Here is an 8,244-nt window from a genome sequence, read left to right on the forward strand (position 1 = left end):
GTGGCGTACCTCACCAAGTCCGGGCGGCCGGCCGTACGCGCGCTGGGCGGCGGCGTCACGCTGCTGCCCGAGGACGCGCTGCCGCGGGTCGCCCAGAACGAGGTGACGCTGCTGCTCTCCGGCGACGGCGCGCGGCTGGCCGTCGTGGTCCAGAGCGACCGGCCCGCCGCCACGAAGATCTTCGACACCGCGACCGGCGCCCTGCTCGGCACCGTCCCCGCCGACGAGACCCTCCTCGGGTTCAGCGGCGACGGCGACGAGGTGCTGTCCTCGATCGAGTCCGACGACTCCGTCACCGACCTGGTCGTGCGCGACCAGACGGGCGAGCATCTCGTACGCGTCACGCCGCCGCAGGTCGTGGCCGCCAACGGCCCGCAGGCGCTGGCCGGCGACGGGCACACGGCGGCGGTCGTGATCCGCGGCAGGAAGACCGAACTGCTCACCTACGACCTCGCCACCGACGAGGTCACCGGACGCAGGAAGATCAAGCTGCCGGACGGCGAGCTCAGCATGATCGACTGGACCGGCGACACGCAGGTCACGCTGCACCTGGTGTCCGGCTCGTCCAGGATGACCATCGTCCAGGTCGACACGGGGACGGGGGCCGTACGGGTCAGGGACCGGTACACCGTCCTCAAGGACAGCTTCGTCTTCGCCGCCTGCGGCGGCTGAGCCCACGCCACGGCGGGGCAGCGTCCGCGGCGGGGCAGGGTCCGCGGCGGGGCAGGGTCCGCGGCGGGGCAGGGTCCGCGGCGGGGCAGGGTCCGCGGCGGGGCAGGGGGAGTCCCGCCGTGGATACGCTTGCCGCGTGGAGGTTCACTCGACCAGGGCGATGGCCGTCAGGGCCGTCGAGCTGTGCGTGGCGCTGCTGCACGAAGAGCCGACGCCCGCCTCGGCGGCGGACGTCCTGCGCCGCCACGGCGAGCACGGCGACCTCGGCCTCGACGACTCCGACGTGGCCGCGATGCGGGCGGCGGCGGCCCGGCTGCGCGACGTGCTGGGCGCGCGCGACGCCGGGGAGGCGGCGGGCCTGCTCAACCGCCTGCTCGCCGACACCGCCCGGCCGCCCAGGCTGACCAGCCACCGGGGCACGACGTCCTGGCATCTGCACGTCGACAGCGGCGACGACGCGCCGTGGGCCGAGTGGTTCCTGGCCTCGTCGGCGATGGCCCTGGCCGTGCTGGTCGCCGACCATCAGCGCGTTCCGGGCGGATTGTGCGCGGCCGCGGGGTGCGGACGGCCGTACCTGGACCTGGGCGGCGGCAGCCCCCGCCGCTACTGCGGCACCCGCTGCGCCACCCGCGCCCGCGTCGCCGCCCACCGCGCCCGCCCCCAGCCAACCCCCTGACGCCACGCGCCCGCCACAGCCAGCTCGCGCCTGCTCACCGCCTGCCGGTGCCCGCGTCGCCCGCTGACGCTCGCCAACCGCGGCGGCGGAGGAGAACGTAGACGGCCACGGCCTGTAAGGCCGCGCCGGTCAGCAGGGCGGCAGTGGCCGACCGGGTGCTCAGCGGGCCTGCCAGCGCCGATCCGACGGCGAACGAGGTGATCTTGAGGCTGGCGCCGGTCGTGAACACCTGACTGCGTAGCCCGGCGGGGGCCTCGCGTTGCCGCACCGCGAACAGCGCCGTCAACTGCGGCCCCTCGCCCGCGCCCACCAGCCCCGCCGCCACCACCGCGAGCCAATACGCCCCCACCAGGGCCGTTCCTGCCATCGCGGCCAACGCCATGCCCGCGCCGACCAGCGCGGTGGACCAGGCCAGGGTCGCGTCCCAGGCCGGTGACGGGTTCCGTCGACGGGGGCCGCCGCGCCAGGCCAGGAGTCCGTTCGCGGCCAGGCCGGCTGCCGCCGTGACGGCCAGCAGCAGCGTGCCGCGGCTGCTGTCGCCTGTGAGCTCCAGCCCCAGCACCGGCGCCGACACCACGAACATGCCCGCCCCGGCGCACGAGACCATCGACCCGGCGGTGGCCCGTCCCAGCACCCGGTTCCCGAGCACCGCCCGGACCCCGGCGGCCATCTCCCGCGCGACCGCTCCCGCAGCCCGCACGGGCGAGCTGAGGCCGCCGAAGCGCCGCCGCTCACCGTTCGGCCGGTTGCCTGCGGGGAGGTCGCTCGTGGGGTGGGCGTGGGTGGGGTGGTTCCGGGGGGTGCGGATAGGGAGGGTCCAGGCGGTGGGGAGGGCGGTCAGGAGGAGGGCTGCGGAGACGAGGACGGCGGCCGGACCGCCCGCCACGGCCGCGACCACGCCGACCGCCGCGGGACCGGCCAGCCCCGCCACGTTGTACGTCATGGCGTCCAGCGCGGTGGCCCGTGCCAGCCGTCCCCGGTCGGGCCCGGAGACCAGGGGGAGCTGTCCCGTCCAGCCGCCGGTGAGCGCGGGGCCCGCCAGCCCGGTCACCACGGCCAGCGCCACCAGCGCCGTCCCGGGCACCCGTCCGACGCCGCCCGCCACCAGCAGCAGGCCGGTCGCGTACCCGAGCAGGCAGCACGCCAGCAACCGGCCCGGACGGCGGGCGCGGTCCAGCAGCACGCCGAGCAGCGGCCCGCCGACGGCCGCCGAGACGGTCAGCCCGGCCAGCAGCGACGCCCCGAGCAGCGGAGAGCCGGTGGCGGCGAGCCCGGCCACCAGGAGGGCGGGTCCGGACATCTCGTCGCCGGTCCGGGCCGCGACCACCCCGGCCATGTAACGCGTCAGCACCAGCAAGACGTTACAGGATCCGTGTTAAGGGACAGTCCGGGCGGGGAAGGGCTCGGGTGATCGTCCCGCGCGGGCCTCGCGCCCGCCGGCGGCGACCCGCCCGGCCTGTACGGACTGCGTACCGCACAGGCCGGGCGCCTTCCAATCCCCGAGCCGGCCCCCGAGTCGAATATGTGTACGAACAATGGCATAGACTCGGCCTCATGAAAGCCGCGTTCCAAGCATCTCTGCTGGGTCTCGACGAGGAGCTCGGCGTCGGGCGGCTGGGCGCCACGGTCCGCCGGACGTACCTCGACCACGGAGCCTGGATCGACCTGCGGCCCGGCTGGCTGACGGGGGCCGACACGTTGTTCGCGCGGCTGGCCGAGACGGTGCCGTGGCGTGCCGAGCGCCGCCGCATGTACGACCGGGTCCTCGACGTCCCGCGCCTGCTCAAGTTCTACGACGAGGGCGAGACGCTGCCCGACCCCGTCCTCGACCAGGCCAGAGCGACGCTCGACGCCCACTACGGCGAGGAGCTGGGCGAGCCCTTCCGCACCGCGGGCCTGTGCTTCTACCGCGACGCCCGCGACAGCGTGGCCTGGCACGGCGACACCATCGGCCGGGGCAGCAGCGAGGACACCATGGTCGCGATCGTCTCGGTGGGCAGCCCGCGCCCGCTCCTGCTGCGCCCGCGCGGCGGCGGCCCCTCGATCCGCCGCGACCTCGGGCACGGCGACCTGATCGTCATGGGCGGCAGCTGCCAGCGGACGTGGGAGCACGCCATCCCCAAGACCGCCCGGCCCGCGGGGCCGCGCATCAGCATCCAGTTCAGGCCACGCGGCGTCCGCTGACCCGGCTCGCCGTGCCCGCCGTGCCCGCCGCGCTCGCCGCGCCCGCCGTGGACCCCGTGGGCTCCGCGAGCCCCGTGCGTCCCCTCGTGCTAGCGGAGGCGGAGACGGGCTATGCGGCCCTGCTCGCCGGAGGCCCAGCAGGACAGGTCCGGGGTGCACGAGACCGTGTCGAACGAGCCGCCGTCGAAGGTCTCCCAGCGGGCCCCGCCGGTGTACGTCACGTCGCTGCCCGTGGGGCCGACCGCGATCGCCGCGAACGGCAGGTGCGGCAACCACGTCACCCCCGACCGGTACGCGGGCGGCGGGGTCGTGGCGGTCCGCCAGGTGGCGCCGCCGTCCCCGGTGACCGCGGCGGCGTTGGGGGAGGGGAGGCCGGGCTGGTAGTCGCCGCCGACCGCGATCCCGCGGTGCCGGTCGCGGAAGGCCAGCGCGAAGACGCCCTTCGCCGGGTCGGCGGCCGGGATCGGGGTGTCGGAGACGGTCCACGTACGCCCGCGGTCGGCCGAACGGAACACGCGTGACCGCTCGCCGCCGCCGGTGGCGATCCAGGCGTCCCGTCCGCCCGCGGTCACCAGGCACTGGCCGCTCGCCGCGAAACCGGCCTCCCCGGGCAGCGCGTCCGGCATGCCGGTGGACGGGAGCACCTGCCAGCTCCGGCCGCCGTCCTCGGTGGCCAGGAGGCGGAACCTGCCGTTCACCGGGTCGCTCATGGCCAGGCCGTGGCGGCGGTCGAAGAACGCCATGCAGTCGTAGAAGGCGTTCGGCTCGTCGTTCCTGAAGGACTCGGTCCAGGTGCGGCCGCCGTCCTCGGTGCGGTAGACGCGGCCGTCCGTGCCCGTGCCGATGGACAGGACCAGGGCGTGGCGGGCGTCGAACGCCTCCACGTCGCGGAACTGGAGTGACTCGGTGCCAGGCGGGGAGACGTTCTGCCAGGTGCGTCCGCCGTCCACGGTGCGCAGGACGGTTCCGCCGGTGCCGGCGGCCCACACCACGTCCCTGCTCACGGGCGCGAGACCGCGGAAGCGGGCGGTCACGCCGGTCCCCTTCAGCTCCCAGCCGAGGCCCGGGCCGGGGCCGGTGGTGGCGGCGTGGGCGGGGAGCGGGGCGGCGAGCACCAGCGCCGCGGACAACACGCTCATCGCGATGCGAACGTTCATGCCGGGCAAACTAACCCAAGAGATCACGAGCGTCCATCATGCGGACAAACGGGCGACCCAGGAGACGACGCCTGTCCTGTGGAGGCGGTGGGGGTGTGGGAGGGCTCAGGCGGCGGTGCGGGTGGGGGCCCAGGTGAGGAGGGATTGGGCGGTGTCGAAGCGGCGGCTGGAGACCGACTCGCCGAGGATCACGCCCACCAGCCGGTGCCCGTCCCGCTCACCGGCGAAGGCCAGGCTGTACCCCGCCGCCCGGGTGAACCCCGTCTTCAGCCCGATCACCCCCGGCTCGGCGAGCAGGCGGTTGGTGTTGCGCCAGCCGTACGCGCCGTGCTCCTCGGTCGCGGCGACCTCGTGGTACCGGGTCCCGGCCACGCCTTCGATCAGCGGCACCTGGAGAGCCTTGGCCGCCAGCACCGCCTGGTCGCGGGCGGTGGACCAGCCGTCGCCCGCCGGCGTGGGCAGCCCGTCGGCGTTGACGTACCGGGTGTCGTTCATGCCGAGCGAGCGGGCGGTGGCGTTCATCTTGTCGACGAACCCCGGCACGCCGGGCCCGTACGTGCGGGCCAGCGCGTGGGCGGCGTCGGCGCCCGAGGGCAGCATGAGCGCGTAGAGCAGCTCGCCCACCGGCAGCCGGTCGCCGGGCCGCAGGTCGGCGGTGGTGCCGCCGCCCTCCTCGGCGTACCGCGCGTCCTGGGGGGCGATCTCCACCATGTCCGTGGGCTTGGCCGACTGCAGGACGACGTACGCCGTCATCGTCTTGGTGAGGCTGGCGATCGGCATGCGGGTGTCGGCGGCCTTGCCGAACAGGGCGGCGCCGGACCGGGCGTCCATCAGATAGGCGGCCCGGCCGTACACGGCGGGCGCCCCGGCGTCGGCGGAGGAGGCGACGAGGGAAGGGGCCGCGGCGGACGGGGTCGCGGTCTGCGCGTACGCGGGCACGCCCAGCCCCGTGACCAGGGCGAAGGCGCCTGCGAACGCGGTGAGTCGAGCTTTCCGGTTACGCATGCACCCCAGGCTGCCGCCCGGTTTGGCGTGCGTTTAACGATTTGTGGCAAAATCTGTGACCGAATCGTTAGAAACCCCGCCTACGCCGAAGAATCCGTCAGGTAGATCTTTCCGCGCCGGGCGCCTCAGCGGCCCGTCCAGAGGTTGTCCGCCACCCGTTGCCCCCGCGCCAGCCCGGAGAACAGCTCCTCCCACATCGGCATCACCACCTCCGGCCCGTACGCCCGCGACGTCGCCGCCGCCGCCTCGCCCATCCGCACCCGCAGCTCCCGGTCGCCGATCACCCGGATCAGCGCCGCGGCCAGCGCGTCCACGTCCCTGGGCGGCACCAGGACGCCGTCCACGCCGTCGGTCAGCACGTCCCGCGGCCCGGTGGGGCAGTCGAAGGCGACCACGGGCAGCGCGTGCGTCATGGCCTCGATCATCACCATGGGCAGGCCCTCGAAGCGGGAGCTGAGCGCGTACACCGACGCCTCGGCCAGCTCCTTCTCCAGCCGCTCGGTACGGCCGGGCAGCGTCACGTGCTCCCCCAGCCCGTGCCGCGCGACCAGCCCGGCGAGCTGGCTGCGGCGCGGCCCGGTGCCGAAGACGCGCAGCCGCCACTCCGGATGCACCCGCACGACCTGCGCGAACGCCTCGATGAGCAGGTCGAACCCCTTCTGCGGCACCAGCCGCCCGGCCGCCACCACCACCGGGTTGACCTGCCGGGACGGTTCCTGCTCCACGCGGTGGACGGCGTTCGGGATCACCACCACCGGCGTGTCCGGCAGCAGGCGCTGGTATTCGAGCTTGTTGGTCCTGGTCAGCACGGTGACCGCGGCGAACCTGCCGTAGTGGCGGGCGATCTCCCTGCGGATCGTGTCGGGGTAGGCGGACAGGTTCATGTGCTCCTGCGCGATCCTGACGACGTCGGCGGGGGTGCGGCGGGCGGAGATCAGGTTCAGCGCGGGCCTGGTCGTCACCAGGACGCCGCCCGACAGGCCGGAGACGTAGTCCATCGCGGCGCGTTCCACCCGCTCGGTGAAGTAGTCGGCGGCGAACTCGCCGCGCGGCACGATCTTGCCGCGGATCCGCCGCCACGCCCTGCGGCCGACGGAGTCGGGCTGTCTGCCCCCGCGCTGGTCCACCAGCGTGGTGACGGTGACGCGGGGGTCGATGGCGAACTGCGGGGCCTCGCGCCGCCGTACCAGGCTGACCAGCTCGACGTCGTGCCCGGCCGCGGTCATCGCGTTCGCCTGGTTGACCACCGTGCGGATCGTGCCGCCCATGCCGTAGGCGTGCAGCATCAGGTAGCGGATCTTCACGCGAGGTACCCCCAGGTCCGGGCGATGGGCTTGAGGGGTTCGGGGATCTGGCCGGGGGAGGGCAGCTCGCGGGCGGGCTGGACGGTCCCGGTCCTGATCTTGTCCCGCCAGTCGCCGAGCCCCTTCTCCAGCACCTGCTGCTCGCCGTAGGAGAGCATCCGCGGCTCCCACTCCAGGCCGAGGAACGCGCAGATCTCGCGGGTGACGCGCTCGGGCTCGGCGCTCAGCTCCTCGTACCTGACGGTCAGCCCCGGCAGCGCGGCCCTGGCCCGCTGCACGGCCTTCATGTACCGCAGGGCGTCGAGGGCGGCCTCCTCGGGGGTGCGCCGGTCGGGGGCGGCCTCGTGCCAGGACGTGGCGATGGAGGCGGGGTGGCGCAGCAGGAAGACGAAGCGGGCGTCCGGCCAGCAGGCGGCGATGCGCTGGTGGGCGAAGGCGTTGGCGGGGGTCTTGTCCACGACGTACCGCTTGCCGCTGCGGACCAGCTCGCGGTGCAGCACCCGGTCCCACAGCAGGTGTTCCAGGTCGGCCGCGTTGTGCCCGAGCGCGGCCATCGCCTTGGCGGCCAACGGAGTGCCGAACTGCACCCGCAACCGGCGTACGTGCAGCTCGTGCGGGGCGTGCAGGTCGGGGTGGGCGTTGAGGATCGCGCGCAGGAGCGTGGAGCCGGACCGTACGGGGGACAGGAGGAAGACGGGGGATTCGAGCAGCCGGTCGGTTAGCGGATCCGCGGGCGGTCTGATCTCGGGAGCGGGCGGGGGAGAGGGCGTGTTCCCGACTCGCTCGATCTGGAATCCGGTGAACCTGACCAGCGCTTTGTTGACGTGCCGCTGCCAGTTCATGGCGAGGCAGACTACCTACCGTTCCTGGCAGTTACCTGGCAGCGTCAGGCCGCCGACCAGGCGTACCGCGGGTTCGCGGGGGCCGTGCGCGGTCGCCGCGCGGTCGCGCGGGAGCGCCCCGGGCCTGTTAGCGTTACCGCTGACAGGAGGTGAGCGGCGGTGAAAGCGAAGGGCGACAGGCCGGCGGTGCTCATGGACGTGGCCGTGCTCGCCGGGGTCTCGGCCATGACCGTCTCGCGCGTGCTCAACGCGCCCGACCGGGTCCGCGCGGAGACCAGGGCCCGCGTCATGGCCGCGGTGCGCGAGCTCGACTACCGGCCCAACCAGGCCGCCCGCCAGCTCGTCACCGGCAGGTCCGGGGTGCTCGGCGTGGTCAGCATCGACACCACCCTCTACGGCCCGGC

The 8,244-nt window shown here is 74.5% G+C and carries 9 protein-coding genes; 4 read left to right on the forward strand and 5 right to left on the reverse strand.

What is annotated here, in order from left to right; all coding sequences use genetic code 11:
- Positions 1-672, forward strand: a 672-nt coding sequence (locus ACWCSD_RS41950) for a hypothetical protein (protein ID WP_449923356.1), incomplete at its 5' end; no start/stop codon positions are given.
- A gap of 136 nt (positions 673-808) precedes the next feature.
- Positions 809-1,348, forward strand: coding sequence for a CGNR zinc finger domain-containing protein (locus tag ACWCSD_RS41955; protein WP_449923359.1), 540 nt, complete (start codon positions 809-811; stop codon positions 1,346-1,348).
- A gap of 34 nt (positions 1,349-1,382) precedes the next feature.
- On the opposite strand, the gene ACWCSD_RS41960 is transcribed toward ACWCSD_RS41955, so the two are convergent.
- Complete coding sequence (locus tag ACWCSD_RS41960) at positions 1,383-2,699, reverse strand: MFS transporter (RefSeq protein WP_449923362.1); 1,317 nt, start codon at positions 2,697-2,699, stop codon at positions 1,383-1,385.
- Positions 2,700-2,902: 203 nt separating this feature from the next.
- Here ACWCSD_RS41960 and ACWCSD_RS41965 point away from each other — a divergent pair, with 203 nt between their 5' ends.
- Positions 2,903-3,532 carry an alpha-ketoglutarate-dependent dioxygenase AlkB gene (locus ACWCSD_RS41965; RefSeq protein ID WP_449923365.1) on the forward strand — a complete coding sequence of 210 codons (630 nt, stop codon included), beginning with the start codon at positions 2,903-2,905 and terminating at the stop codon, positions 3,530-3,532.
- 89 nt (positions 3,533-3,621) lie between these two features.
- On the opposite strand, the gene ACWCSD_RS41970 is transcribed toward ACWCSD_RS41965, so the two are convergent.
- The 4 genes from ACWCSD_RS41970 to ACWCSD_RS41985 all read right to left on the reverse strand — a co-directional run bounded on the left by ACWCSD_RS41970 (position 3,622) and on the right by ACWCSD_RS41985 (position 7,840).
- Positions 3,622-4,689: an oxidoreductase gene (locus ACWCSD_RS41970; RefSeq protein WP_449923367.1), complete on the reverse strand. Its 1,068-nt coding sequence runs from the start codon at positions 4,687-4,689 to the stop codon at positions 3,622-3,624.
- Between the two features lie 105 nt (positions 4,690-4,794).
- Positions 4,795-5,694, reverse strand: coding sequence for a D-alanyl-D-alanine carboxypeptidase family protein (locus ACWCSD_RS41975; RefSeq protein ID WP_364338042.1), 900 nt, complete (start codon positions 5,692-5,694; stop codon positions 4,795-4,797).
- A 125-nt stretch (positions 5,695-5,819) separates the two neighbouring features.
- A complete protein-coding gene (locus tag ACWCSD_RS41980) occupies positions 5,820-6,998 on the reverse strand; it encodes a glycosyltransferase family 4 protein (RefSeq protein WP_449923370.1) in 1,179 nt (392 codons plus the stop codon).
- On the reverse strand, positions 6,995-7,840 hold the full coding sequence (locus ACWCSD_RS41985) for a sulfotransferase family protein (protein ID WP_397165817.1): 846 nt from the start codon (positions 7,838-7,840) through the stop codon (positions 6,995-6,997). The genes ACWCSD_RS41980 and ACWCSD_RS41985 overlap by 4 nt, the downstream gene beginning before the upstream one ends.
- A gap of 192 nt (positions 7,841-8,032) precedes the next feature.
- Here ACWCSD_RS41985 and ACWCSD_RS41990 point away from each other — a divergent pair.
- A partial coding sequence (locus ACWCSD_RS41990; protein ID WP_449923374.1) for a LacI family DNA-binding transcriptional regulator occupies positions 8,033-8,244 on the forward strand: 212 nt, incomplete at its 3' end.

The organism is Nonomuraea sp. NPDC001684, assembly GCF_053596515.1.

What these genes read in the sequence shown, in the direction of transcription:
- ACWCSD_RS41965 (WP_449923365.1), top strand. Translation starts at nt 2,903, where the DNA reads ATGAAAGCCGCGTTCCAAGCATCTCTGCTGGGTCTCGACGAGGAGCTC.
- ACWCSD_RS41970 (WP_449923367.1), bottom strand. Translation starts at nt 4,689, where the DNA reads ATGAACGTTCGCATCGCGATGAGCGTGTTGTCCGCGGCGCTGGTGCTC.
- ACWCSD_RS41975 (WP_364338042.1), bottom strand. Translation starts at nt 5,694, where the DNA reads ATGCGTAACCGGAAAGCTCGACTCACCGCGTTCGCAGGCGCCTTCGCC.
- ACWCSD_RS41985 (WP_397165817.1), bottom strand. Translation starts at nt 7,840, where the DNA reads ATGAACTGGCAGCGGCACGTCAACAAAGCGCTGGTCAGGTTCACCGGA.